Raw genomic sequence first — 24,212 nt, 5'->3', positions numbered from 1 at the left:
CGTCAGCGTGGCCCGATTTCGGCCCTGCGAGTTCGCTTGCAGGGCTGACCAGGGACATCACGGGTTTTTTCCCGTTTCGATTTTTTGGTCTGCCCTTCGTGGTGCGCAAAGCTGAGCCTGACGGCCGGCAAGCACACCGTCAAAGTGCATCCGGAGTTGTCTCCGGCAAGACCAGAGAAATCGCAATGGCCCTGATCAGCCTCAAATCCCTCGGCGTCACCATGAGTGCGCCGCTGTTTTCCAATCTCGACCTCACCATCGGCGCCGGCGACCGGCTCGGCATCGTTGCCGCCAATGGCCGTGGCAAGTCGACCTTGCTGAAGTGCCTGACCGGCGCAATGGAGCCGACCTCCGGCGACATTTCCCGCACGCGCGGCCTGCGCGTCGGCCATGTCGAACAATCCGTTCCTCCTGCCCTTCTCGGCCGCAGCTTCCACCAGGTGGTGGCCGACGCCTTGCCGGCGGGGCAGGCCGACAGCGAGATGTGGCGGGTCGACGTGGCGCTGGATTCGCTCGACGTGCCCGAGCCGATGCGCGAACGGCCGATGCAGGCGCTGAGCGGCGGATGGCAGCGGCTGGCGCTGATTGCCCCCGTCTGGGTCACCGACCCCGATGTGCTTTTGCTCGACGAGCCCACCAACCATCTCGACCTCGCCAAGATCAGCCAGCTGGAAAGCTGGCTGAACGCCCTGCCTCGCGAGGTGCCGGTGGTCATCGCCAGTCACGACCGCGCCTTTCTCGACGCCGTCACCAACCGCACGCTGTTCTTGCGCCCGGAGGACTCGCCGGTGTTTGCACTGCCCTATTCCAGGGCGAGGCAAGCGCTCGACGACCTGGACGCTTCGACGGCGCGCCGGTTCGAGCGCGACATGAAGGTGGCGCAGCAACTGCGCAAGCAGGCCGCCAAGCTCAACAACATCGGCATCAATTCCGGCAGCGACCTTTTGACGGTGAAGACCAAGCAACTCAGGGAACGGGCGGAGAAGCTGGAAGACGCCGCGGTATCGGCGCATCGCGAGAAATCAGCCGGCGCGATCCGGCTGGCCAACCGCGGCACCCATGCCAAGGTGCTGATTACGCTGGACGACGCCACGGTGGAAACGCCGGACGGCATGCTGCTGTTCAAGACCGGCAAGCGCCACATCTGCCAGGGCGATCGCATCGTGCTGCTCGGCCGCAACGGCGTCGGCAAGTCGCGTTTCGTCAACCTGATCCGCAATGCCATCTCCGAGCCTGACACGGTGCCGAACGTCAAGGTGACGCCGTCGACGGCGCTCGGTTACAGCGACCAGGCGCTGGCCGGCATCAGTGGCGACGACACGCCGCTGGCCATGGTCTCGCGCCGCTACGATGTCGGCGAGCAGCGCGCCCGTTCGCTGCTTGCCGGCGCCGGCGTTGTCATTGAGATGCAGGAGAAGAAGATCGGCGTGCTGTCCGGCGGCCAGAAGGCGCGGCTGATGATGCTGGCGCTGAGACTCGCCAACCCCAACTTCTACCTGCTCGACGAGCCGACCAACCATCTCGACATCGACGGCCAGGAAGCGCTGGAGGAGGAACTGCTCAAGCACCAGGCGAGCTGTGTGCTCGCCTCGCACGACCGTTCCTTCATCCGCGCCATCGGCAACCGCTTCTGGCTGATCGACAAGCGGAAGCTGACCGAAGTCGAAGACCCCAGGATTTCTTCCGCTCAGTGGCTGAAACGGCGGGCTGAGGAACTACCACCATGGGCCGCACTGTGTTGCGGCCCATGGTTTCACATCTCCCAGAATATTTTCAGCGCTCTGTCGGATCGCCTGAACCTGCTGCGTCCTTGGGATGCCGACACGATGATGCCGGCTTCATCTGAGGAGAACGCATCATGTCCATCCTGTCATCCATAGGCCGCGTCGCCGCCCGTTACGCACAGAACCGCGCCCGCTATCGCAGCGAGCGCGAGCTTCTGGCCCTGCCGATCGAACTGCGCAAGGATATCGGCTGGCCGGAAATCCTCATCGACGCGCAAAACGGCCCGCGGATCTGCAGGGCGCCCTGACCATGCGGTCGGGAAAGATCGATGCAGGCCGCCGCGGGGCGACCGTTGCTCAGTCATGCGTATCGCCCGACAGCGGCGTCGCCTGCATCGATCGACGCTTTTCGAACGCCTCGAACCAGCGCGTCAGCCGCGCCCGCGCGCGAAAGGACGGCAGCTGGCGGAACGCCATCCAGGACAGCGTGGTGGCAAGCGCTATATGGCCGACATGGAGCGGTGTCTCGTCGTCCAGCGCGCTTTCGATCCAGTCATAGCTGGCCTCGATTTTTTCCCGGCAGCCTTCGGCAAGCGCTGCATAGCGCAACTGTTCGGGCCGCCTTTCCGTCTCCCAGCGCAGGCCTATGCCCGTCTGCGCCAGGCCTTGGGCGACCGCCTGCAGCCGCAACGCCTGCCAGCGCGCTTCGCCGTCCTGCGGCAGCAATTTGCGGCCGTCATGCAGCGTATCGAGATAGGCGCAGATGACATCGGAATCGAAGAGCGGCGGCGCATCCGGCCGCAGCAGCACCGGCACCTTGCCGAGCGGGTTTTCGGCGTAGACACGGGCATTGCGCAAGGTCGGGCTGGTCTCGTGATGAATGACCTCGAGCCGGTCGGCAAGCCCGACCTCATGGGCGAAGACGAGCGCCTTGCGCGCAAAGGGCGAATGGGTCTGGTAATAGAGGATCATTGTCGTCTCAGCGGGTTGGAGAAGCAGTCCCCTTTTCTAGCCTGCTCATACCGAGGATTGCGCTCTGATTGGGCGCCGCCGACGCAAGTTCATTTCACCCCAAAAATCGCATCGGCCCAAAAAATCGCATCAGACATGTAGGATTGCCGCCGCCTCGTTCGTCCTGAGGTTCGCAAAGGCCAGACCAGCGCCCAGACCAAACCCAAAGAGGAACAAGACATGACCGACCAGACCCCCATTCAGCCGGCCGCGAAAGTTCTCGGTGGATTGACCCCCTATCTGCAGCTGGACGGCGCCTTCAAGGCCGCCGAATTCTACAAGAAGGCCTTCGGCGCCGAGCAGGTGTTCTTCTATCCGCCCGATGAGCAGGGCCGCACCATGCACATCCATCTCCACATCAACGGCTCGACGCTGATGATTTCCGATTTCTACCCCGAAAACGGCATGCCTGCCGTCAAGCCGCAGGGCTATACCATGCAGCTCCATCTCGGCGCCGACGAGATCGATGGCTGGTGGAAGCGCGCGGTCGATGCCGGCTGCGAAGTCGCAGTGCCGCTGCAGCTGATGTTCTGGGGCGACCAGTGGGGCAACATGCGCGATCCCTTCGGGGTCGAATGGGCGATGAACGCGCCGGCGAAGAAAGACTGACCACCGCTGACAAAGCTCCTCACCGGCTGACGCCGGTAAGGAGCTTTGTGAGATACTCCAAGGAAAACCCAATGTCCTATGTCGATGGTTTCGTGCTCGCCGTGCCGAAGGCAAATATCGATGACTACAAGAAGCTGGCCAACCTCGCAGGCCCGATATGGAAGGAACACGGAGCGCTCGCCTATGTCGAATGTACCGCCGACGACGTGCCCTATGGTGAGTTGACCTCGTTTCCGCGTGCCGTTCAGGCAAAAGACGACGAGATCGTCGTCTTTGATTGGGCCGTCTATTCGTCCAGGCAAAGCCGCGACGCGGTAATGGCCAAGGTGATGGCCGATCCCCGTTTGACACCCGATTTGGGGCCCATGCCCTTCGATATGAAGCGCATGATCTTCGGCGGCTTCCAGCCCTTCATCGAGCTTTAGCCGCTGCTCAGGCCAGCTTGTCCAGCAGCGGCTTCAACCTGTCGCCATAGCGCTTCCAGAGATCGACCGAGCCCCGATACATCGGCTGGCGCACCTGCGCGGCCGAGGCCGTGCGCACCGGGCGGTCGGTCTCGTGGAACGACAGCGCCTTGTCGTCCCAGGACAGGCCGAGATGCCCGATCAGCGCCCGCGTCTGTCCCTCTTGGTCGGCCACGAAATCCTCGTAACGCACGTTATGCACGACGCCCGGCAGAACATCGTGCCAATGCGCCATGATGTCGGTGTAGATATTGTGGAAATCGGCGAGCTCGCCCAGATCATAGCCGTAGCGGTGGTTGTCGCCGCGGAAATGCACCTTGTAGATCGAAAGGCAGGTCGCCGCCGCATCGCGCGCGCAATGGATGATCTTGGCTTTCGGCAGCATCATATGGATGAAGCCGATGAGCAGGAAGTTGCCGGGCATCTTGTCGGTGACATGCCTGAAGTTGGGATAGCGCTCATGCAGCATGTCGAGATAGGCTTGGCCCGCCTCCGCAAACTCCGCGTCGGATACATCGACCAGTCCCCAGGGGAAACCTCCCGGCATGGTCAGCGGAAATTGCTTGCCGACCGCGGTTTTCAACATGCTGAGCTCGCCCGCGCCATAGACTTGTGGATGGCTGGCGATGATCTGTTCGACCAGCGTGGTGCCGGAGCGCGGCATGCCGACGACGAAAATCGGGGTGTCGTCGGAGATTGCACTTGGCTTGTGCTTTTCGAAAAAGCCGGCGTTGAACACCGTCTTCATCGCCTCGAATTCGGCCCGCGTCCTGACCGGATCATAATCGATGCCCTTGCGGCGGATCGCATTGCCTTCAGCGAAATAGTCGAAGGCCCTGTTGTAGTCCTTCAAATCGTCATTGGCCTTGCCGAGACCGAAGGACAGCTGCATGCGCGCCAGGCTGTCGGCCGGCGCCTTGGCATGCTGGGCCTCCATGCCGGCGAGTTCGGCGTCGCGCTCCTTCTGGCGCTTGACCTGCGTCAGCATCAGCCAGGCCTTTGCCATGCCTGGCGTGATCGCCAACGCCTGCCGAAACAGGTCTGCCGCTTCATCGAGCTTGCCTTTTTCCATCAGCCCGACGCCGAGCCCATGCAACAGGTCGGCATCCTTGGGCCGGATCGTCAGCGCCTCGCGAAAGGTCGCCAGCGCCTCATCCAGACGACCGGCTTCCTGCAACGTTTCGGCAAGCCCGATGCGGGCGCGGACATGGAAGGGATTGCGCCCGATTGTGCCGCGATAGATGTCCTCCGCAGCCTCGAACTGGCCGAGCTGTTTCAACGCCGAACCCAGATTGTCGCGTGCCGCGAGCTGGTCGGGCTTGAGATCGACCGCGCCGCGGAAGAAATCGGCGGACGCGGCAACGCGGCCGAGATCGCGCATCACCGTGCCGAGATTGTTGAGGAAATCGGGATTCTTCGGCTGCAGACGCACAGACTGCTCGATCAGCTCCAGCCCTTCGGGGCTGCGCCCGGTCTGGTGCAGCAACAGGCCCAGGAAATGCGCCGCTGCCGGGTGATTGGCCTTGCGCGCCAGCACCTGCCGGTACAGCGTCTCGGCCTCCTGCCGGCGCCCGGCCTGATGCAGCTGCAGCGCCTGCTGCACATATTGGTCGAGGCCCAGCGGCGCCTGTCCGCCAGCTCCAGCACCCGCCGCTCTTCTCTGATCTCTGTTGATGGGAAACCTGCCGTGTTTTGTCCGCTTGCCGCGATCTAGGCCATCGGCGCTGCAGGTTCAAGGGAAGAGTGGGCTCGCCAAGGGCGCGGACCTCTTCGAAACTCTAGAGGAATTCCAGGAAAATGTAGCGTTCAAATCAGCCGGTGGCTCTCGGCGAGCCGGCGCTCCCGCCGTAGCGTGCCGTCGGTGTCGGCAATCTTGCGCCGTGCCGCTTCGTCGCTTCTTATCGTCAGGCGCACTGATATTGCCTTGGGGAAGAGGACGATTGGCTCGATTGTTGCGGTCGGACTATCCGGCGTTTTCATGAATCTCATATATTTTTGCCTTTCGTAAAAAATAATCTTAGGGGCACAGGAATAATTATTCCGATGCTCTCTAAATAAGAAATTGGCTGATATTGTTCCACAATAGCAGATTTATTAGGGGTTTATACGAGAAATTTTTTATACCGGTCGAGCCGCGGCGGAAATCAGCTTGAATAACCAACAATTTCGGATTATTGATCTGAGATCGTTTTTGGGTCAAGCTTGGCATATAGCGGCGTCGGAGATACTCGACCCGCCAAACTCATTCCAATCGCCGATGGTTGAGTTCCCGGTTGATGCCGGAAAGCATCGACGAACCAGAGCCAAGCCAATGCCGGATCGCACCACCCGTTCCATCGCCCATTTCGCGGCACCCTTCGTGCTTAGCGGGCTGGAAGGGCAACTGCCGGCCGGCGACTATGACATCGATCACGACGAAGAGCTGATCGAGGGCATGTCGCGGCTTGCCTGGCGTCGCGTCGCCACCTTCATCCATTTGCCGGCAAGGGCGGTGAAGAACCCGGCCACCAGCCAGCTTGTCGCCATCGACTACCTCGAACTCGAAACAGCGCTGAGGCGCGACCAGGAGAACGCAGCATGATCCGCTTCCAGCAGAATGCGCGTCCGCGCACCGACACGCCCTCGCACCTCTTCGCCATCGGCCAGACCGTGCGCATGAAGAGCCGCAGCGGGCTCGCCCAGAAGACCGCCGAGCTGTTTCAGATCAAGAGCAGATTGCCGGTCAAGGATGGCTCGCCGCAATATCGCATCCGCAGCGAGGAGGAGACCTATGAGCGGGTCACCACGGAAGACAACCTCGAAGTAGCGGACGCCCCGGCTGTCCCCGACAGCCAGGCAGTCTGACACCGCACCCACCCAGCACGTACGAAGGAGCAGACAGATGGCCAAGGGTCAGCAGCGCAGCAATCGCGAAACGCGCAAGCCCAAGAAAGACAAGGTGGTGGCCAAGGCCGCCTCCCCGTTCGGTTCCTCGGTCAAGCAGGCAGAGAGCAGCCTGAAGCCGAAGTCGAAGGGCTGACCAGGCAGGGCGCGCCTGGCGCACCTGCCGGCAATGGACTGACGATCTCGGACTGACGATCTCGCCCAAAACTCTGCAACGGAGGCTTGCTTGACGTTCTTCGTCGAGCCGCTCGCGCGACGTCGACGAAGCCACGCTCGACAAGGTATCGCTGGACGCGCCGAACCTGCGCGCCGCCCTGCAGGGCGCCACCGCGCTGTTCCACAGCCTCGCCATGCCGCAGATCCCCGACCGTCTGCGCATTTGCGACGAGGACGGCGCAGAGCTTTATGCCGGCCCGGCCGACGGGGCGTATTCGGCGTAGGCAACCACTCCGATCCGCGACCTTGCCTTCTCCCTTGGGGGTGAGAAGCGGTCCGCGCAGCAGACGAAAAGCCAATTGTTGGCTTTTCGAGTTTCGAACGCCCTGAGCCTGCGAAGGACCAAGGGTGGTCCGGTCCACCCGCCCGGTCCCCGCTGCTTCGCAGGGTCCCGGCATTCGCCGCCTTTTTTATCGTGCCAGTGGGACGGTGAATTCGCCTCCGGCGGACTCACCCGACAGGGGAGAAGGAAAAATCAGCAGGGGCCGTCCTCGACGACGCGGTAGTCGGCGGCACGGGCCTCGCAGGCGTTGGGAAAGGTGCGCAGCTCGCCATGGCGGCGGGCGCAGACCGGGGCGTATTCGCGCGTGCAGAATGTCGGCTCTTCGCCACCACCGCCACCACCGCCGCCGTCGCGGCAAGGGCCGTCGCGAACGATGCGGTAGCCTTCCCGTTCGGCAAGGCAGGCATTGGCGAAGGTCTGGCGGTCACCGCCGCGCCGCGCGCAGACCGGCTCGTATTGCCTGGTGCAGAATTCCGGTTCCGGCCGTGGCGGGCGCGGACGTGGTCCCGGCCCGTCATCGACGACGACGGTGCAGGCCGCAAGAAGACCCGACAGGAAGAGAATAGTAAAACCCTGGCGCGAGAAGATCGTCGCAAGAAATCTCATGAATATGCCTCCCTCGAGACCCCCGTCCCCGGCGCAAAACGCGCCTGTCGATCCTCGCCATTCCCTTGCCAAATGCAACCCCCGTTTGCGGCGCGGGAGCCATGCGATGCCCGGCCCGCGCATTGCTTTGGCCCTGGACCAAACCGCTGGACCATGCGTGGCCGGGCTCTGGCTGATGAACTCTTAAGAACCCAGGTTTATCGAAGCGCCTTCGTTGGGATGCGTCGATGGACGCGGCCCGCGGCGCTATCTTGCAACGATCACGTTTCCGTGCGATAAATTTTGTGTTCGGGCATTTGCGACCCGGAGAGCGGAACGTTTTGGACGACCTTTCCCCGATACTGTGAATCTCTGACGGCCCCATTTTCGGCGGGGGGTTTTACCATGCGCAAATGCAGGACTGCCGAAGCAACCACCGGGACTTGCCCACGATGCCAGGCGGCGGGCAAACCATAAGACTGACACGGGTGAAGGAGTTTCCCCAATGGCCCAGACCGGCACCGTTAAATTCTTCAACGCGACCAAAGGCTTCGGCTTCATCACGCCCGACGGCGGCGCCAAGGATGTGTTCGTCCACATTTCCGCGATCGAGGCCTCGGGCCTGCGTACCCTCGTCGACGGCCAGAAGGTCACCTTCGACGTTGAACCCGACCGCATGGGCAAGGGTCCGAAGGCGGTCAACCTCCGCGCGGCCTGAACCGGCGGTGCCCGCGCGCCCGTCAGGGCGCTCGAAAAAGCACCTAAAGCGTGTTTGAACCGGCTTTGTCAGCCGTCCAGAGTTTCGAAGGCGCGACGTTTCCCGTTGCGCCTTTTTCATGACCGCCGTCGCCGGAGGCAAAGGACGCTTTATCGGTCAATGCCGTGGCTGATCGCCGGAGCAATCGTCTGGCGCGAATTGCCTTCGGTGCCACGATCTATTTGACCAGCCTTCAGCGTTGCCGCCGTCGCCAAAACTTTCTCTTGCCGATAGCGCTAAAATAAAGGACAAATTTCCCTTCGGGCATTTGCCGGCCCGAAACTGGACTTTATGGGATCAAAGGGAGCTTCCCATGCCGCAGACCGGCACCGTCAAATTCTTCAATCATGCCAAAGGCTTCGGCTTCATTACGCCCGACGACGGGCAGAAGGATGTCTTCGTTCATATTTCGGCCGTGCAGGCTTCGGGTCTTTCCGGTCTGGAGGATGGACAGAAAGTGACATTCGACACCGAGCCGGACAAGCGCGGCAAGGGTCCGAAGGCCGTCAACCTGTCGGTCGGCTAAGCTGGCTCAAGACAGTCCGGACGGAGATTGACGAGGCGGAGCGCCTTGCGTACGCGCTTGGTTTTGCCGCAAGAACTGGATCGTATCAGCCAATTCCGTTCAGCCCCCGTTCAGCCACGGTCTTCTATTAATCGTCCCCTAGGCTGGACCGCATCCCCGAAAACTATCCGGGCCGGCACGAAGGAGACCAAAATGAATCGCATTTTCAAGACCGCCATCCTGGGCGCCGCTCTGGCCGCGACCACCCTCGCCACCTTGCCTGCCGCCAATGCCAAGGACTGGAACCGCTGGCATCATGGCCATGGTCGTCATCATAATGGCGACGCGCTTGCGGCCGGTGTCGTCGGCCTTGCGGCCGGCGCTCTGATCGCCGGTGCGCTGAGCAACCCGCAGCCGCGCTACAGCAGCTATGACGACGATTACGACTACCGCGAAGTGCGGCCGGCGCCGGTGCGCCGTTACTATGCCGAACCGCGGGTCGTCTATGCCGACCGCTATGCCGAGCCGTGGACCCGCGACTGGTACGAATACTGCTCGGACCGCTACCGGAGCTTCAATGCCCGCAGCGGCACGTTCACCGGCAATGACGGTGAGCAGCATTTCTGCGTCGCGAATTGAGCTTCCCTGTCCCACAAAAAGCGCTGACCGCAAGGCCAGCGCTTTTTTCTTGGCAGAAAGACATCGCTAAGTCAGGAAGGGATTGGTCCGCCTTTCCTCGCCAAAGCGGCCACCCGGGCCGTGGCCGCAGATGAAGCCGATCTCGTCACCGAGCGGCAAAAGCTTGTCCTTGATCGAGGCGATCAGCGCCGCATGGTCGCCGCCCGGCAGGTCGGTGCGCCCGACCGAGCCGCGAAACAGCACGTCGCCGACATGAGCGAACTTCGCCGCGCGATTGTAGTATACGACATGGCCGGGCGCATGGCCGGGGCAGTGCAGCACCTCGAACATATGTGAGCCGAACGAAACCGTCTCGCCCTCTGCGAGAAACCGGTCGGGCACGCAGTTGCGCGCCCCGGCAATGCCGTAGCGCTGGCCCTGGTTCTCGAGATTGTCGAGCAATAGCTTGTCGGCTTCGTGCGGGCCGATGATCTCGATGCCGAGTGCTTCCTTCAGCTCCATGGCGCCGCCGGCGTGATCGATGTGGCCATGGGTGATCCAGATCGCAGCGGCGGTGATCGCATTGTCCTTCAGCACCGCCAGCACCTTGTCGATGTCGCCGCCCGGATCGACGACGACGCCATGCTTGTCATCCATGTCGAACAGGATGGTGCAGTTCTGCTGGAAAGGCGTGACCGGCACGATGCCGGCATTGAGCTGACCCATGATTGTCCTTTCGCTGTTCCAGCGTGATGTAGAGGCGCGGGCGAAGGCCGTCCACTGCTGAAAGGCAAACAGTCCGTCCTAAAACAGAAATGGGCGGCCCAACGGCCGCCCATTTGACGAAGCCTGAGTCTCGAGCAATTCCAGGAAAAGTGTAAAGCGGTTTTCCGTCCGGAATTGCGTAAAACAACAAACTAGATCATTCGCCGTGAAACGGTGAATGATCTAGAGGCTTACTTCTTCATCGCGCCCATGACCGCACCGATGATGCCGGTCAGGATGGCGCCGCCGCCGGCGCCGCCGAGCAGGTTTTTGAGGTTCAGCGTATCACCCAATCCGCCCGCTGCCGTGGCAGCCGCTGCCGGGTCGGCCGTACCGCCGAGCAGGCTGCCGAGGATCGCCGCGCCGCCGACGCCGCCAACGGCGCCGCCGAGGATTTTGGTCAGCTGGCCCATCGCCGCATTCTTCAGCGCAACGCCGACCGCCTGACCACCGACAACACCTGCAATTACCTGCACAACGAGCGCAATGAGCGTATTCGTATCCATGTACCTAGTCCCTCCATAGCTGCCAGCCTCCCGGGCCGACACCATCATGAGACGCTGAATTGTACGAAAGTCAAATGCACAGATGCTGAAATAAAGGGGCCGGCCTCAAAACCGCCCCTGCTTGCGAAAAAAGCTGTGACTTTCGTTATTCTGCGGCTATCGCATGCTTAGGTTGCACCGCAGCAGAATAGTCGTTCATCAAAGTCTTGTCGATCTCGCCGACCTCGAATCGGTACGGACCGATCTCGGAGACCGGCGTCACTTCCGCTGCCGTTCCGGTGAGGAAGCACTGTTCGAAGCCTTCGAGTTCCTCAGGCATGATGGCGCGCTCGACGACTTCAAGGCCGCGGTCCTTGGCGAGGCCGATGACGGTGCGGCGGGTGATGCCGTCGAGGAAGCAATCGGGCTTCGGCGTGTGGATCTTGCCATCCTTGACGAAGAAGATGTTGGCGCCCGTTGCTTCGGCGACCTGGCCGCGCCAGTCGAGCATCATGGCATCGGCATAGCCCTTGGCCTCGGCGGCATGCTTGGACATGGTGCAGATCATGTAGAGGCCGGCGGCCTTCGACTTCGACGGCGCGGTGCGCGGATCGGGCCGGCGCCATTCCGCCAGATCGAGACGGATGCCCTTGAGCTTCTGCGCCGGGTCGAAATAGCTCGGCCATTGCCAGATGGCGATGGCGCAGTTGATGCGGCTGTTCTGCGCCGACACCCCCATCTGTTCGCTGCCGCGCCAGGCGATCGGCCTGACATAGGCGTCCTGGAAACCCTGCTTCTTCAGAAGCGTGGTCGAGGCGTCATTGAGCTCGGCCACGGAATAGGGAATATTGAAGCCGAGCAGGCGCGCCGATTCATGCAGACGCTCGGTGTGCTCATTGAGCTTGAAGATGGCGCCGCCATAGGCGCGCTCGCCCTCGAAGACGGCGCTGGCATAGTGCAGGCCGTGGGTCAGCACGTGGATCTTGGCGTCGGCCCATTTGACGAACTCGCCGTTGATCCAGATGAAGCCGTCCAGTTGGTCGAAGGGAACGGATGCCATGGAAACCTCCCGCGGGCGGCGACCCGCACATCATTAGTGTTGTTTTTTGTTGCGCGACAGCCGCGTCGGCGGCCCTTGAAGCGTAAGCGGAGAATCGAACTCTGGCAAACTCAGGAAGTTCCGGAAAAACCGCACTCCCTTGCCTTTTCGTTCGCATTCACCCGAAAAGCTTGTCAAAAATTACCATTGCGGGGAAATTACGTCAATAGTACTGACATAATTTCCCTCTATGGACGGAGAAATGATGACGGATCGAAGCCCAGCTGCCGGAAAACCGATCAAGACACCGATCACCGACGAGGACGGCATCGACTTCGCCATCATCGAACTGTTCTTCTTTGCGTATCGCGATTTCACTTCCGATCCGGACCAAATCCTGGCCGATTACGGCTTTGGCCGCGCCCATCACCGTGTGCTGCATTTCGTCAACCGCCGGCCGGGACTGACGGTCGCCGAACTGCTCGACGTGCTCAAGATCACCAAGCAGAGCCTGGCGCGGGTGCTCAAGCAGCTGATCGACACCGACCATGTCGTCCAATTGCAGGGTCCGCGCGACCGCCGCCAGCGGGAGCTCTATCCGACAGCCAAGGGCCGCGCCTTGGCGCTGGCCCTGGCGCGGCCACAGTCACGCCGCATCCGTGCTGCATTGGAAGATTCCGGAGCCAGCGAGCGTCCCTTGATCGAACGATTCCTGGAAGCCATGGTCAATCCGGAACTAAGGGCGCAGATCGACATTGTGCCTGCAAACATGTCAGGGAAAAGTCATGGAGACCATTGAGAGGGTGGACCAGCCGACGGCGCCGGACGATGACGCGCCGCATCTGCTTGTGGTCGACGACGACACCCGCATCCGCAATTTGCTCAAGCAGTATCTGACCGAAAATGGCTTTCGCGTCACTGTCGCCGGAAATGCCGGCGAGGCCAGGCGCAAGCTCGCCGGGCTCGACTTCGACCTCCTTGTCCTCGACGTCATGATGCCCGGAGAGACCGGCGTCGACCTCACCAAGGCGCTGCGGGCGGAGAAGAACGTGCCGATCCTGATGCTCACCGCGCTATCGGAAACCGACAGCCGCATCACCGGGCTCGAGGCCGGCGCCGACGACTATCTGCCCAAGCCCTTCGACCCGCGCGAACTGATCCTGCGCATCAACAACATCCTGCGCCGCGGCGGCCCGGCGACGACGCCCAAGGTCGAGCAGCTGGTCTTCGGCCCCTACACCTTCCAGATCGCCAGGCGCGAGCTGAAGCGGGGCGGCGAGGCTCTGAAGCTGACCGACCGCGAGCAGGAGATCCTGGCGATCTTTGCCGCGCGGGCCGGCGAAACCATCCCGCGCCATGAGCTTGTCGGTGACGATTCGGAAGTCGGCGAGCGCACCATCGACGTTCAGATCAACCGGCTGCGCCGCAAGATCGAGCGCGATCCGTCCAATCCGGTCTGGCTGCAGACGGTGCGCGGTATTGGGTATCGGCTCAGCGTGGAATAGAATGCCGCTGACGGCCGCCCTTTGGCCATAGATATGTGGCCATCGACCAGCGGCCATTGACCCAGCGGAAGGATAAATGGCGACCACGCAACTGGAACGGCCGGAACAAGGCGGCTTTGGCGCGCGCGTATCACGCGCGCTGAAAGCAATGCCGCGTGCCTGGAAGCGGTTCTGGCGGCTGGTTGCGTTCTATATGCCCAAGCGGCTTTATGCCCGCTCGCTGATCATCGTCATCGCGCCGATGATCCTTCTGCAGTCGGTCGTCGCCTTCGACTTCATGGAACGCCACTGGGCAACCGTGACGCAGCGCCTGTCGCAGGCCACCGTGCGCGACATCGCCGCGATCATCGACATGATCGAGACCTATCCGCATGATGGCGACTACGCCAACATCATCCGCATCGCCCAGGACCGCATGCAGTTGAAGGTCGACCTCTTGCCGCCCGACCCGTTGCCGGCGCCTGGACCCAAGCCCTTCTTCTCGATCCTTGACGACGTCCTTTCCACCGAGATCACCCGCCAGATCAACCGCCCGTTCTGGATCGACACGGTCGGCAATTCCAACATCGTCGAGGTCCGCATCCAGCTCGAGGGCAAGGTGCTGCGCGTCTTCGTGCGCCGCAGCCAGGCCTATGCCTCCAACACCCACATCTTCCTGATCTGGATGGTCGGGACGTCGCTGGTGCTGCTGACGATCGCCATCCCCTTCCTTCGCAACCAGATCCGGCCGATCCTGTCTCTGGCCGAGGCCGCCGAAAGCTTCGGCAAGGGCCGGCCGATGCCGCGCGATTTCCGCCCACGCGGCGCCGAGGAGGTCCGCCGGGCCGGCTTTGCCTTCATCCAGATGCGCGAGCGCATCGAACGCCAGCTGGAACAGCGCACCGCCATGCTGACCGGCGTCAGCCACGATCTCAGAACCATCCTCACCCGCTTCAAGCTGCAGCTGGCGCTGGCCGGCGGCAAGCCCGAGACCAAGGCCGCGCTCAACCAGGACATCGACGACATGCAGTCGATGCTGGAAGGCTATATCGCCTTTGCCCGCGGCGAAGCGTCGGAAGATGCCGGCCATTTCGATCTCGAGGCTTATTTCCAAAAGCTCGGCGAGGAGGCGTCGCTGCACAAGCGCAAGCTATCGACCGTGCTTGCCGGTGATCCGGACGTGCATGTGCGCCCGCACGCTTTCGCCCGGCTGTTGTCCAATGTCGCCGGCAATGCCTTGCGCTATGCCAAGACGGTGGAGATCAGCGCCGATCACGGCCGCGGCTCACTCGTCGTCACCATCGACGATGACGGTCCGGGCATCCCGCCGGAAAAGCGCGAAGACGTGTTCAAACCGTTCGTGCGGCTCGACGAGGCGCGCAACCTAGACGCCAGCGGCACCGGCCTTGGTCTCTCTATCGCCCGCGATATTGCCCGCAGCCATGGCGGCGACATCATGCTGGAAGACAGCCCGCTCGGCGGCCTGCGGGCGGTAATCAAGGTGCCCGCCTGACCAAAGCATGATCTGGAAGGCGGGGCTCGGCCAAAAACCACCTTCATCCGCCCGTCATGAAACCATGGTCAAGAGCGCGCATGAAGCGCGCGACCTCAGTTGATTCGGCTCAGCCGCCTTACTTCGACCTCGTGCCTGCCCGGGTGCGGTGGAGCGAAGCGAGGGCAGCCGGGCCGTACCGCTATCGCATCAAGGCAACCGTTGATCCGAGCAAAGGACCGCCATGCGCATCCTGATGGTCACCGACGCCTGGCGGCCGCAAGTCAACGGCGTCGTCCACACGCTGGAGCGGCTCACCGAAACGCTGAAAACCTTCGACGTTGCGGTCGACTTCCTGACCCCGAACATCTTTCGCACCTTGCCGTTGCCGACCTACCCCGACATCAGGCTGGCGCTGACCACGCCCGGTCATGTCGCGCGGCTGATCGAGGCTCGCAAGGCCGACCATATCCATATCGTCACCGAAGGCCCGCTCGGCATCATGGCGCGGCGCTATTGCCGCAATGCCGGCCGTCCCTTTACCACCAGCTATCACACCCGCTTTCCCGAATATCTGAGCGCCCGCCTGCCGGTGCCGGAGAGCTGGGCCTATCGCTGGCTGCGTGATTTCCACAATTCCGGACAAGGCACGCTGGTCGCCACCCAGTCGCTGGCGGAGGACCTTGCGTCGCGAGGCTTCACCAAGCTCAGGCCGTGGACGCGGGGCGTCGACACCGATCACTTCCGCCCGGACAAGAAGAAGGACCTCGGCTTTCCCGGCCCGGTATTCCTGTGCGTCGGCCGCGTCGCCATCGAGAAGAACCTGAGCGCCTTCCTCGATCTCGACCTGCCCGGCAGCAAGGTGATCGTTGGCGAAGGACCGGAACTGGCCAGGCTCAGGGCGAAATACCCGCAGGCGCATTTTCTCGGCCATCGCCCGAACGATGAGCTGGCCGAGATCTACGCCTCGGCTGATGTTTTCGTTTTCCCCAGCCGCACCGACACGTTCGGCAACGTCATCATCGAGGCGCTGGCCAGCGGGACGCCGGTGGCCGCCTATCCGGTCACCGGACCGATCGACATTGTCGGCGACGGCATCGGCGGCGCGGTGTCGACCGATCTGCGCAAGGCCTCGCTCGCCGCGCTCAATGTCGACCGCGCCGAGGCGCGCGAACGCGCCATGCGCTACAGCTGGAAAGCCTGCGCCGAGATGTTCATGGACACGGTCGAAGAGGCGCTCGGCACCACGCGCAAGCTGGCCGCCTGACGCAATCTTCCTAAAATAGTCGCCCGCCGTCCGGCACCTTGCGCTCGATGGCGCCAAGCACCACGGCGCCTTCTTCATCAGGGAAGCCGAGCGTGAGCACTTCCGACATGAACGGACCGATCTGGCGCGGCGGGAAATTCACCACCGCAAACACCTGCCGTCCCACCAGCGTTTCCGGCGCATAGTATTTCGTGATCTGTGCCGAGGATTTCTTCACGCCGATCTCAGGGCCGAAATCGATCTTCAGCTTGAAGGCGGGTTTGCGCGCCTCGGGGAAAGGCTCGGCCTCGACGATCGTGCCGGCACGGATGTCGACACGATCAAAATCGGCAAAGCTGATCTCGGGCTTGCGCGCGCTGCTCGAACTCATGGAAGCTCAAGCGTTGCCATAGGTCTCGAACAGGACACCGGCCAGCGCATCCTTGGCCGAGGTTCCCGACCAGACAACGAACTGGAAGGCCTGGAAATAGCATTCGCAGGCTTCAAGCGCCGACGACAAAAGCACCTCGACCTGCTGGCTCGACGGTTCGACCCCGCCGGCGAGCAGCAGTGACTGGCGAAACATGATCGCGCCCTCCTGCTCCCAGAGATCGAAATGGCCAAACAGCATCTGCTCGTTGATCAGCGACAAAAGCCGCATCACTTCCAGCGCGCGGGCTTCCGGCACCTTGATGTCGAAAGCACAGGCCAGATGCAGCGCCTCGAAGTCCTCCATCCACGAGAAGGAGACGTGATAATCGGTCCAGCTGCCGGCAACCGAGATCGAGATTTCGTCGTCGCCGGCCCGTTCGAAGGACCAGTCATTGTTATGGGCGACCTGCTCGATGACATCCACCGGATGGATTTCGCGGGAGAATTCGAGTTCGAGAAGTTCCATGGAATGCTTCCTGTGTTCAGGGGAGCGCCACACGCTCCGCGGGGCACACACGACGAACAATCTTGTCTTGAACTCGGACGGCCAGGACTTCACGACACAAAGACCCCGGACCGGACCCCACCGCCCGGCCGCATGACCCTGCTCCGAATCATGCAACAAATTCAGTCTATTGATCGGGAGTCGCGTGAACAGCCTAATTTTTCGCACTGCGTCATCAGCATGTGGAAAGGCGCTGTCACAAAGATTCATGCATCGCCGGTAAACGATTCACGGCAAAGCATTTTTTCGGATTGTGCTTTGTGGAAAAGTTCAAATTTATTTTTTTGCTTTGGGCTTTGCCGCAGCCACAGGTGCGGCCTGTCCGGTCAATTCGGCAAGCCTGGCCTCGAGCGCATCGATGCGGGCGGCCAGCCTGGTGTTTTCTTCGCGGGCCTTGGCAGCCATGTCGCGGGCAGCCTCGAACTCCTCGCGCTGCACCACATCCATGGTGTTGAGGATGCGCTCGGCCTGCCCCTTGAAGGCAGTCTCCACCTCGCGGCGCACGCCTTGTGCGGCACCCGCGGCATCGGTCATCAGCTTGGCGAATTCATCGAGAATGCGGTTCGGTCCGGTCGACATGGCAAATCCTCGCTTGCTGGAATTGACGTAGTGGCACTGCCTGCGGAATGCAAGAACGTTGAAGCTGGTGCGGCTTCATGTCGGACGCGATTTGGCTCACGGTCCGGCCGACAGATTGCTATTATCGCAAATGGATTCTTGGAACGACGGTTGCCGTGACGGACAGTGCGGACTTGGAGAAGCGCTTTGCAGCACTCGATGCAGCACTCGCAAAGGGCATTTCGGATGCCAGTGCGGGCCGGGTCTAGCCTGGCGACGAGGTGCTGGACAGGCTTGAAGCCAAATACAGGGCAATGGCAGAGAGAACCAAGTGAAGTTACTGGTCTTCACAGACCAGCGGCCTAGTTTTCCTCACGACTTGCTCCAGGCAAGAGTCACTCTCATTCAGGATCAACCGATGGCAACGCCCCCGCGCCGACCGACCAATCCGATGGAAGCCGCTGAAGCGGCCTTCAAGCCGGTCAAGAAACCCGCGCCTCCCATTCGCGAACCCTCCGCCGCACCAAACGTTCGCGAGCTTGTCTCGATCAGGATCGATCGCGCCGTGCTCGACCATTTCCAGGAAGATGGCCCCGGCTGGCAAGACAGGATCAACGATGCGCTCAGGCAATTGGTCGCCGGCAAGCCGCAGGGTTGAGCCCATTATCTCTGACGATCAGGCTGTCGTCACCTTGCCTTGACCCCGCCAAAACCCTGCCGCATGGTCCGCGCCCTAACGCGAGCCCTCCCAGGAGATCCTGTTGAACGACTATTTCCCGCTGCCGATGGCGTCGCTGTCCTTCCCCAACATCGACCCGATCCTGGTTCAGATCGGCCCGCTGGCTGTGCACTGGTACGGCATCGGCTATATCGTCGGCATCCTGTTCGCCTGGTGGTACGCCAAGCGGCTCGTCACCAACACAAGGCTGTGGCCTGATGGCGTCTTGCCGATGAAGCCGATCGACCTCGACGATTTCATCGTCTGGGCCGCCGTCGGCGTCGTGCTCGGCGGACGCACCGGCTATGTGCTTTTCTACGATTTAAAGCGCTATATCGACCACCCGCTCGACATCTTCGCCGTCTGGCAGGGCGGCATGTCGTTCCATGGCGGCCTGCTTGGCGTCATCCTCGCCATGACGCTGTTTTCCCTCAAGCGCGGCATCCGCACCTGGACGCTGTTCGACGTGGTGGCAGCCGGCGTGCCGGTCGGGCTCGGCCTCGTCCGCATCGCGAACTTCGTCAATGCCGAACTCTGGGGTCGCGTGACCGACGTGTCGTGGGGCGTCGTCTTCTGCAACGAGCGTCTCCAGCAGACCGTGGCGGGTTGTGTCGCGGGCCTGGAGCCTCGCCATCCGAGCCAGCTCTACGAAGCGCTGCTCGAGGGCGCGGTGCTGTTCCTGGTCCTGCGCTTCCTCACCCATTCGCGGCTGAAGCTGAAGACGCCGCGCTTTGTCGGCGGCGCCTTCATTTGCGGCTACGGCCTGTCACGCATCTTCGTCGAGTTCTTCCGCGAGCCCGACCAGCAGCTCGGCTACCTCCTCGGCGGCTGGCTCACCATGGGCATGGTGCTGTCGCTGCCGATGGTGCTGGCCGGCATCTGGGCGATGGCCACAGCCAAACCGGCGCCGCAACCACAGCCGGCATGACACGGCTGAAGACCCGCATCGTCGACCTGATCGGCGCGCTCGGCCCCCTCCCCGTCAACGAGTACATGGCGCTCTGCCTGTTCGATCCCAGCGAGGGCTACTACACCACGCGCGAGCCGTTCGGCGCCGCCGGCGACTTCGTCACCGCACCCGAGATCAGCCAAATGTTCGGCGAACTCGTCGCCGTCTGGCTCTATCAGGCCTGGCTGGCGATCGGCCGACCCCTGCCGGTCACCATCGCGGAGATCGGGCCTGGCCGCGGCACGCTGATGAAGGACATGCTTCGCACCCTGACGCGGCTCGATCCGGCTATCGCCGCCGGAGCATCCTTCGCTCTGGTCGAGACCAGTCCGCGGCTGACTGAAATCCAGAAGCAGACGCTTGCCGAAACTTCGGTTGAGCTCGGCTGGCACGAAACCATCGCCACACTACCGCAGGCGCCGTTGCTGATTGTCGGCAACGAATTGTTCGACGCTGTGCCGATCCGCCAGTTCATCCGCGCCGGCGCCGGCTGGCGCGAACGGGTGATCGGCCTCGATGTCTCAGACGAGTTGAGCTTCTTCGCCGGCGCCGGCTCGGTCGAGGCGACGCTGCTGCCGGAAGACGCCGCCGAGGCGCCACAAGGCTCTATTTTCGAAATAGCACCGGCCCGCGCGGCACTGATGGCGACCATTGCCGAACGCATAGCCGACCACGGCGGCGCCGGGCTGTTCCCCGATTACGGCCATCTCCAGCCCGGTTTCGGCGACACATTGCAGGCCGTGCGCAGGCACGCCCCCGAAGATGTGCTGGCCAATCCCGGCGAAGCCGATCTCACCGCCCATGTCGACTTCGCTGCACTGGCCGCCGTCGTGCGGGCGCATGGCCTCGATGTGGAATTGGCGACGCAGGGCGACTTTCTGCTTGGCACGGGATTGCTTGAGCGAGCTGGCCAGTTGGGCAGCCAGGCAAGCCAAGAGGCACGACAAACCATTGCCGATGCCGTCGAGCGCCTGGCCGGCCCCGACGGCATGGGCACGCTGTTCAAAATCCTGAAAATCCTACCGCATCAGCCAGTCTGACCCTCAGAGATCGTTACAAGCCGTCTCGCCATGTCGCTTGTGGTCGCATGCCTGCTTTTGGCCAATGCAAAGTCGACGCGGCAGCACTGTCGCAATCACTCGGCCGAACTTCGCCTTGACGAAAACGCCGGCGCGGACAACAAACCCATCCATGCTGAATCAGACCAAACCGGATCCTGTTCGCTCGCCGCTGCTGGAAGCGGCCAAGCCGCGAGGTATCCGCCATGGCTATTTCACCCGTATCGGCGGCGTCTCCGGCGGCATCTATCAGGGACTTAACATCGGCACCGGCTCGGATGACGATCAGATGCTGGTCGCCGAGAACCGCCGCCGCGTCGCTGCCTGGATGGGTGTGCCGGCCAGCCATCTCCTGACCGCGCATCAGGTCCACTCGCCCGATGTCGTTATTGCCAGGGAACCCTTTCCCGGCCCGCGGCCCAAGGCCGACGCCATCGTCACCGACCGGCCGGGCATCGCCATCGGCGCCTCGACGGCCGATTGCGGCCCCGTGCTGTTCGCCGATGCGCAAGCGCGCATCATTGGCGCTGCACACGCCGGCTGGAAGGGCGCTTTCACCGGTGTGCTTGAAAACACCATTGCCGCGATGGAAAGCCTCGGCGCCCGCCGTGAGCGCATCATTGCGGTTCTCGGTCCTTCGATCGGCCCCGACAATTACGAGGTCGGGCCGGAATTCGTCGCCCGTTTCGTCGAAGCCGATGCCGAAAACATCGGCTATTTCGCGCCTTCGGCCAATCCGGCGCATGCAATGTTCGATCTCAACCTCTATACGGTCGACCGGCTGAAGAAGGCTGGCGTGACCGCGCAGGGGCTTGGCCGCTGCACCTATGCCGAGGAGGATCTCTTCTTTTCCTACCGGCGCGCGACGCATCGCAAGGAACCGGACTACGGTCGGCAGGTTTCGGCAATTGTTTTGGAGAACGGATAATGGCGCTGCATTTCGAACGGTCGGAATTTGACGCCCGGCGTGACCGGTTGATGATCGAGATGACGGAAAAGAAGCTCGATGCTGTACTGCTTTTCGCCCAGGAGAGCATGTACTGGCTAACCGGCTACGACACGTTCGGCTTCTGTTTCTTCCAGTGCCTGGTTGTGAAGGCTGACGGCTCGATGGTGCTGCTCACCCGCTCGGCCGATTTGCGCCAGGCGCGCCACACATCGATCATCGACAACATCGTGCTGTGGACCGACCGCGACGGCGCCAACCCGGCGGTCGACCTGCGCAACCTGCTCAACGACCTCAATCTCCTCGGCGCCCGCATCGGCGTCGAATACGACACCCATGGCCTGACCGCCTTCAATGGCCGCCGCGTCGACGAGCAGCTGCAGACCTTCGGCCAGATCGCCGACGCCTCCGGTATTGTCGGCCGTCTGCGCCTGTTCAAGAGCCCGGCTGAAATCGCCAAGGCCGAAAAGGCCGCCAACCTTTCCGACGACGCGCTCGACGCGGCCCTGCCGCTGATCAAGCAGGGCGGCGACGAAGCGCTGATCCTTGCCGCCATGCAGGGCGCGGTGTTTGCCGGCGGCGGCGACTATCCGGCCAATGAATTCATCATCGGCTCGGGCATCGACGCGCTGCTCTGCCGCTACAAGGCCGGGCGCCGCAAGCTGACCAAGAACGATCAGCTGACGCTCGAATGGGCCGGCGTGTTCCATCACTATCACGCGCCGATGATGCGCACCGTGCTGACCGGCAAGGCGTCGAAGCGCCATCAGGAGCTGTTCGACGCCGCCCGCGCGGCTCTTCTGGCGGTCGAGAAGGCGATGACGCCCGGCAACACCTTCGGCGACGTCTTCGACGCGCATGCCCGCACGCTGGAGGCGCACAGCCTGACCAAGCATCGGTTGAACGCCTGCGGCTATTCCGTCGGCGCCCGCTTCACCCCGTCCTGGATGGATATGCCGATGTTCTACCAGGGCAATCCCGAGCCGATCGCGCCCAACATGACATTGTTCGCGCACATGATCATCATGGACTCCGAAACCGAGACGGCGATGACGCTTGGCCGCACCTACCTGACCACCGAATCCCAGCCGAAGCCGCTTTCACGCCATGATCTCGACTTGATCGTACAGTGAATCCATAATGGTTGGTCCACGCGGGGGCGTTCGCGACTAAGGAGTTTTCGGGCAGATGAGACGATCGCATGTGACGACCGTGTCATTGCTCGCAGCGCTTGTGCTGGCCGCTTGCACCAATGCCAAGGACGTCCTTGAGCCGTCCGCCATCACGCCGCCGGCAGCCTCGGCCCAACCGGCTCAGCCCTTGGCTGCCCCGGGCATCGCGCCCGCCGCCACACCAGCGCCGGCCGTCGGCGCCACGACACCCGCCAACCCCGCGCAGAGCGCCGCCGCTTTGTCGAAGACCCGGCTGCAGATCGCGCCGATCGTCGGCGCCTCCGTGGAAGCGGCAACGCCGCTGACGGCCGAACTGCAGACACGCGCCAAGCAGCGCGGCATCACCCTTGCCGGCAGCGCCGACCAGGCCGCCACCCATGTGCTTAAGGGCTACTTCTCGACCATGACGGAAGGCAAGGATACCACCGTTATCTATGTCTGGGACGTCTATGACCCCGCTGGCAACCGGCTACACCGCATCAATGGCCAGCAGAAGGCGCCCTCGGTCAATGCCGCCGAAGGCTGGCCCGCGGTTGCACCCGCTACCATGCAGGCGATCGCCGACCAGACGATCGACCAGTTCGCGGCCTGGCTCGGCGGCAGCGCCGGCTGATCCGCCTGTTACCGGCTTCCGTTCACTGTTGACGTTTTTGAGATTAGCCGGCGGATTCCCGTCAACGAGGCTTGCAATACCGGCACGGCTCGCTACAAGCCCGATTAAGAGGACCTCCCCATCCTTCGCCAGGAACGGTGCATGAAGCTTTTCGCGGGCAATTCCAACCGGGTGCTGGCCGAAGCGGTCGCCCGCTATCTCAATGTCCCGCTGGGCAAGGCCAGCGTCAGACGCTTCGCCGATCAGGAAATCTTCGTCGAAATCCAGGAAAACGTGCGCGGCGAGGATGTCTTCATCCTGCAGTCGACCTCGTTCCCGACCAACGATCATCTGATGGAACTGCTCATCATGATCGATGCCTTCATGCGCTCCTCGGCCAAGCGCATCACCGCGGTCATCCCCTATTTCGGTTACGCCAGGCAGGATCGCCGGGCCTCGGGCCGCACACCGATCTCGGCCAAGCTGGTCGCCAACATGATCACCCGCGCTGGCGTCGACCGCGTTTTGACGCTCGACCTCCATGCCGGCCAGATCCAGGGTTTTTTCGACATTCCGACCGACAATCTGTTCTCGGTGCCGGTGATGGCCCGCGACGTGAAGGCAAAATACAAACAGCTTGCCAATGTCGTCGTCGTCTCGCCCGATATTGGCGGCGTGGTGCGCGCCCGCGCGCTCGCCAAACGCTTCGACGCACAACTGGCCATCGTCGACAAGCGCCGCGAACGTCCCGGTGAATCCGAAGTGATGAACATCATCGGCGCGGTCGCCGGCAAGGATTGCCTGCTGATCGACGACATCGTCGATTCCGGCGGCACGCTGTGCAACGCCGCCGATGCGCTGCTCGCCAACGGCGCTACCAGCGTCACCGCCTATATCACCCACGGCGTGCTGTCGGGCGGTGCGGTCGCCCGGATCAGCGGCTCGAAGCTGCAGGAACTGGTGATCACCGATTCCATCCAGCCGACGCAAGGCGTGCTCGACGCCCCGAATATCCGCGTCATCTCCATCGCCGACCTGATGGGCGAGGCGATTTCGCGCACAGCGACCGAAGAGTCCGTGTCGAGCCTGTTCGATTAATCCATGTTGCCCAAAAGC

The 24,212-nt window shown here is 62.6% G+C and carries 30 protein-coding genes and 1 pseudogene; 21 read left to right on the top strand and 10 right to left on the bottom strand.

From position 1 onward, the window contains the following. Nucleotides 1–185 precede the first annotated feature (185 nt). Together NKL04_RS01255 and NKL04_RS01250 are read left to right on the top strand one after the other, a co-directional pair. A pseudogene (locus tag NKL04_RS01255) lies at nt 186–1,711 on the top strand (ABC-F family ATP-binding cassette domain-containing protein). 147 nt (nt 1,712–1,858) lie between these two features. Then, nucleotides 1,859–2,032 carry a hypothetical protein gene (locus NKL04_RS01250; protein ID WP_023672009.1) on the top strand — a complete coding sequence of 58 codons (174 nt, stop codon included), beginning with the start codon at nt 1,859–1,861 and terminating at the stop codon, nt 2,030–2,032. 49 nt (nt 2,033–2,081) lie between these two features. Here NKL04_RS01250 and NKL04_RS01245 read toward each other — a convergent pair whose 3' ends face one another. Continuing rightward, complete coding sequence (locus NKL04_RS01245; RefSeq protein WP_023701596.1) at nt 2,082–2,696, bottom strand: glutathione S-transferase family protein; 615 nt, start codon at nt 2,694–2,696, stop codon at nt 2,082–2,084. A 219-nt stretch (nt 2,697–2,915) separates the two neighbouring features. Between NKL04_RS01245 and NKL04_RS01240 the strand changes: the two genes are divergently transcribed. Continuing rightward, a complete protein-coding gene (locus tag NKL04_RS01240; protein ID WP_023705894.1) occupies nt 2,916–3,344 on the top strand; it encodes a VOC family protein in 429 nt (142 codons plus the stop codon). A 71-nt stretch (nt 3,345–3,415) separates the two neighbouring features. Then, nucleotides 3,416–3,769 carry a DUF1428 domain-containing protein gene (locus NKL04_RS01235; protein WP_023701594.1) on the top strand — a complete coding sequence of 118 codons (354 nt, stop codon included), beginning with the start codon at nt 3,416–3,418 and terminating at the stop codon, nt 3,767–3,769. Between the two features lie 7 nt (nt 3,770–3,776). On the opposite strand, the gene NKL04_RS01230 is transcribed toward NKL04_RS01235, so the two are convergent. Both NKL04_RS01230 and NKL04_RS01225 read right to left on the bottom strand, forming a co-directional pair. Further along, nucleotides 3,777–5,411 (bottom strand): tetratricopeptide repeat-containing sulfotransferase family protein, encoded by a 1,635-nt coding sequence (locus tag NKL04_RS01230; protein ID WP_023701593.1) that lies wholly within the window; start codon nt 5,409–5,411, stop codon nt 3,777–3,779. Nucleotides 5,412–5,614: 203 nt separating this feature from the next. Continuing rightward, complete coding sequence (locus tag NKL04_RS01225; RefSeq protein WP_023701592.1) at nt 5,615–5,797, bottom strand: hypothetical protein; 183 nt, start codon at nt 5,795–5,797, stop codon at nt 5,615–5,617. 322 nt (nt 5,798–6,119) lie between these two features. Between NKL04_RS01225 and NKL04_RS01220 the strand changes: the two genes are divergently transcribed. Genes NKL04_RS01220 through NKL04_RS01210 form a run of 3 tightly spaced genes read left to right on the top strand, consistent with a single transcriptional unit; the run spans nt 6,120 to nt 6,827 of the window. Next, nucleotides 6,120–6,389: a hypothetical protein gene (locus tag NKL04_RS01220; protein ID WP_023701590.1), complete on the top strand. Its 270-nt coding sequence runs from the start codon at nt 6,120–6,122 to the stop codon at nt 6,387–6,389. Further along, a complete protein-coding gene (locus tag NKL04_RS01215; RefSeq protein ID WP_023672015.1) occupies nt 6,386–6,652 on the top strand; it encodes a hypothetical protein in 267 nt (88 codons plus the stop codon). Before NKL04_RS01220 ends, NKL04_RS01215 begins: the two co-directional genes overlap by 4 nt. A 37-nt stretch (nt 6,653–6,689) precedes the next feature. After that, the gene (locus NKL04_RS01210) at nt 6,690–6,827 is read left to right on the top strand and encodes a hypothetical protein (protein WP_023683725.1); all 138 of its coding nucleotides are present in this window, start codon (nt 6,690–6,692) and stop codon (nt 6,825–6,827) included. A gap of 555 nt (nt 6,828–7,382) precedes the next feature. On the opposite strand, the gene NKL04_RS01205 is transcribed toward NKL04_RS01210, so the two are convergent. Then, nucleotides 7,383–7,796, bottom strand: a complete 414-nt coding sequence (locus NKL04_RS01205; RefSeq protein ID WP_023672018.1) for a Kazal-type serine protease inhibitor domain-containing protein — start codon at nt 7,794–7,796, stop codon at nt 7,383–7,385. Nucleotides 7,797–8,280: 484 nt separating this feature from the next. Between NKL04_RS01205 and NKL04_RS01200 the strand changes: the two genes are divergently transcribed. From NKL04_RS01200 to NKL04_RS01190, 3 genes are all read left to right on the top strand, one after another. Continuing rightward, nucleotides 8,281–8,493: a cold-shock protein gene (locus NKL04_RS01200; protein WP_006202520.1), complete on the top strand. Its 213-nt coding sequence runs from the start codon at nt 8,281–8,283 to the stop codon at nt 8,491–8,493. A 352-nt stretch (nt 8,494–8,845) separates the two neighbouring features. Beyond that, the gene (locus NKL04_RS01195) at nt 8,846–9,058 is read left to right on the top strand and encodes a cold-shock protein (RefSeq protein WP_023672019.1); all 213 of its coding nucleotides are present in this window, start codon (nt 8,846–8,848) and stop codon (nt 9,056–9,058) included. Between the two features lie 192 nt (nt 9,059–9,250). After that, a complete protein-coding gene (locus NKL04_RS01190; protein ID WP_023672020.1) occupies nt 9,251–9,676 on the top strand; it encodes a BA14K family protein in 426 nt (141 codons plus the stop codon). Between the two features lie 66 nt (nt 9,677–9,742). Here the strand turns inward: NKL04_RS01190 and NKL04_RS01185 are convergent, their stop codons facing one another. The 3 genes from NKL04_RS01185 to NKL04_RS01175 form a co-directional block, all read right to left on the bottom strand. Then, on the bottom strand, nt 9,743–10,381 hold the full coding sequence (locus tag NKL04_RS01185) for an MBL fold metallo-hydrolase (RefSeq protein WP_023683724.1): 639 nt from the start codon (nt 10,379–10,381) through the stop codon (nt 9,743–9,745). A 230-nt stretch (nt 10,382–10,611) separates the two neighbouring features. Continuing rightward, nucleotides 10,612–10,926, bottom strand: coding sequence for a hypothetical protein (locus tag NKL04_RS01180; protein ID WP_023672022.1), 315 nt, complete (start codon nt 10,924–10,926; stop codon nt 10,612–10,614). A 145-nt stretch (nt 10,927–11,071) separates the two neighbouring features. Beyond that, on the bottom strand, nt 11,072–11,965 hold the full coding sequence (locus NKL04_RS01175) for a branched-chain amino acid aminotransferase (protein ID WP_023701589.1): 894 nt from the start codon (nt 11,963–11,965) through the stop codon (nt 11,072–11,074). Between the two features lie 244 nt (nt 11,966–12,209). On the opposite strand from NKL04_RS01175, the gene NKL04_RS01170 reads away from it, so the two are divergent. The 4 genes from NKL04_RS01170 to NKL04_RS01155 all read left to right on the top strand — a co-directional run bounded on the left by NKL04_RS01170 (nt 12,210) and on the right by NKL04_RS01155 (nt 16,187). Continuing rightward, nucleotides 12,210–12,743 carry a MarR family winged helix-turn-helix transcriptional regulator gene (locus NKL04_RS01170; protein ID WP_023734975.1) on the top strand — a complete coding sequence of 178 codons (534 nt, stop codon included), beginning with the start codon at nt 12,210–12,212 and terminating at the stop codon, nt 12,741–12,743. Further along, the gene (locus tag NKL04_RS01165; protein ID WP_023672025.1) at nt 12,730–13,449 is read left to right on the top strand and encodes a response regulator; all 720 of its coding nucleotides are present in this window, start codon (nt 12,730–12,732) and stop codon (nt 13,447–13,449) included. Before NKL04_RS01170 ends, NKL04_RS01165 begins: the two co-directional genes overlap by 14 nt. Nucleotides 13,450–13,525: 76 nt before the next feature. Next, the gene (locus tag NKL04_RS01160; RefSeq protein WP_023672026.1) at nt 13,526–14,941 is read left to right on the top strand and encodes an ATP-binding protein; all 1,416 of its coding nucleotides are present in this window, start codon (nt 13,526–13,528) and stop codon (nt 14,939–14,941) included. Between the two features lie 223 nt (nt 14,942–15,164). Then, nucleotides 15,165–16,187 carry a glycosyltransferase family 4 protein gene (locus tag NKL04_RS01155; RefSeq protein WP_023701587.1) on the top strand — a complete coding sequence of 341 codons (1,023 nt, stop codon included), beginning with the start codon at nt 15,165–15,167 and terminating at the stop codon, nt 16,185–16,187. Between the two features lie 10 nt (nt 16,188–16,197). Here the strand turns inward: NKL04_RS01155 and NKL04_RS01150 are convergent, their stop codons facing one another. From NKL04_RS01150 to NKL04_RS01140, 3 genes are all read right to left on the bottom strand, one after another. Continuing rightward, nucleotides 16,198–16,557, bottom strand: coding sequence for a tRNA-binding protein (locus tag NKL04_RS01150; RefSeq protein ID WP_023672028.1), 360 nt, complete (start codon nt 16,555–16,557; stop codon nt 16,198–16,200). A 6-nt stretch (nt 16,558–16,563) separates the two neighbouring features. Continuing rightward, the gene (locus tag NKL04_RS01145; RefSeq protein ID WP_006202532.1) at nt 16,564–17,064 is read right to left on the bottom strand and encodes a type III secretion system chaperone family protein; all 501 of its coding nucleotides are present in this window, start codon (nt 17,062–17,064) and stop codon (nt 16,564–16,566) included. A gap of 315 nt (nt 17,065–17,379) precedes the next feature. Next, the gene (locus NKL04_RS01140) at nt 17,380–17,682 is read right to left on the bottom strand and encodes an accessory factor UbiK family protein (protein WP_023672029.1); all 303 of its coding nucleotides are present in this window, start codon (nt 17,680–17,682) and stop codon (nt 17,380–17,382) included. A 397-nt stretch (nt 17,683–18,079) separates the two neighbouring features. On the opposite strand from NKL04_RS01140, the gene NKL04_RS01135 reads away from it, so the two are divergent. From NKL04_RS01135 to NKL04_RS01105, 7 genes are all read left to right on the top strand, one after another. After that, nucleotides 18,080–18,319 carry a BrnA antitoxin family protein gene (locus tag NKL04_RS01135; RefSeq protein ID WP_023683720.1) on the top strand — a complete coding sequence of 80 codons (240 nt, stop codon included), beginning with the start codon at nt 18,080–18,082 and terminating at the stop codon, nt 18,317–18,319. 103 nt (nt 18,320–18,422) lie between these two features. Beyond that, a complete protein-coding gene (gene lgt, locus NKL04_RS01130; RefSeq protein WP_023672032.1) occupies nt 18,423–19,307 on the top strand; it encodes a prolipoprotein diacylglyceryl transferase in 885 nt (294 codons plus the stop codon). Next, entirely contained in the window at nt 19,304–20,368 is a 1,065-nt protein-coding gene (locus NKL04_RS01125; RefSeq protein WP_023701586.1) for a class I SAM-dependent methyltransferase, read from the top strand. Before lgt ends, NKL04_RS01125 begins: the two co-directional genes overlap by 4 nt. A 151-nt stretch (nt 20,369–20,519) precedes the next feature. After that, entirely contained in the window at nt 20,520–21,314 is a 795-nt protein-coding gene (gene pgeF / locus NKL04_RS01120) for a peptidoglycan editing factor PgeF (protein ID WP_023695793.1), read from the top strand. Then, nucleotides 21,314–22,465: a M24 family metallopeptidase gene (locus NKL04_RS01115; RefSeq protein ID WP_023683716.1), complete on the top strand. Its 1,152-nt coding sequence runs from the start codon at nt 21,314–21,316 to the stop codon at nt 22,463–22,465. Before pgeF ends, NKL04_RS01115 begins: the two co-directional genes overlap by 1 nt. Nucleotides 22,466–22,520: 55 nt before the next feature. After that, nucleotides 22,521–23,117, top strand: a complete 597-nt coding sequence (locus NKL04_RS01110) for a hypothetical protein (RefSeq protein WP_023686118.1) — start codon at nt 22,521–22,523, stop codon at nt 23,115–23,117. 141 nt (nt 23,118–23,258) lie between these two features. Then, a complete protein-coding gene (locus tag NKL04_RS01105; RefSeq protein WP_023686119.1) occupies nt 23,259–24,194 on the top strand; it encodes a ribose-phosphate pyrophosphokinase in 936 nt (311 codons plus the stop codon). Nucleotides 24,195–24,212: the final 18 nt, after the last annotated feature.

This window comes from Mesorhizobium sp. C264A (genome assembly GCF_040324515.1).
Lineage (GTDB): Bacteria > Pseudomonadota > Alphaproteobacteria > Rhizobiales > Rhizobiaceae > Mesorhizobium.
The sequence above is the reverse complement of the archived record's forward strand: the minus strand, read 5'-3'. Positions and strand labels throughout refer to the sequence as shown.